Raw genomic sequence first — 572 nt, 5'->3', positions numbered from 1 at the left:
GAACCCGGAAGCTAAGCCTCTCAGCGCCGATGGTACTGCCCTGGAGACGGGGTGGGAGAGTAGGACACCGCCGGACAACCATTACGAACGGGGGTCAGAGCCTTTGGCTCTGGCCCCCGTTCGCGTTGTCCTGTCTGCAGCTTTCGGCGGCTTGTGCGAGTGCGCCGCTATTCGAAGAGGTACCCCGAACACATGACTACTCCGCGACGCGGTTCCGACGGCCCGCGCGGCTCCGGCGGTGGCCGCCCCGGATCCGGATCCGGCCGTCCAGGCGCCCGTGCGCAGCGGCCCAACGGCGCATCTGGACGACCCGGCGGAGCGCAGCGCGGGGCAGCCGGCGGGCGGGGTGGCTCGGGTAGCGCCGACCGACCGACCCGTCCGCAGAGCGACCGCGACGCCCGGTACTTCCAGGAGCGGGGTGGATCCTCCGGCGGAGGACCCCGTCGTGACGCCGGCGCCAACCGGGGCGGCACATCGCGCGACGATCGCGGCGGATGGCAGGACCGTCGCCCCTCGGGTGACCGTCCGCAGCGTTCCGACCGTCCGCAGGGTGACCGTCCCCGTGGTGACTG

The 572-nt window shown here is 72.4% G+C and carries 1 rRNA gene; it reads left to right on the top strand.

The annotated features are described in order from the left end of the window. Nucleotides 1–76, top strand: a 5S ribosomal RNA gene (gene rrf / locus GCU60_RS22345); the annotation flags it as partial. Between the last annotated feature and the right edge of the window lie 496 nt (nucleotides 77–572).

The sequence above is a fragment of the Blastococcus saxobsidens genome, assembly GCF_010682065.1.
Classification (GTDB): Bacteria; Actinomycetota; Actinomycetes; order Mycobacteriales; family Geodermatophilaceae; genus Blastococcus; species Blastococcus saxobsidens_B.
Note: the sequence above shows the minus strand (reverse complement) of the source record. Positions and strands in the feature narration are given on the sequence as shown.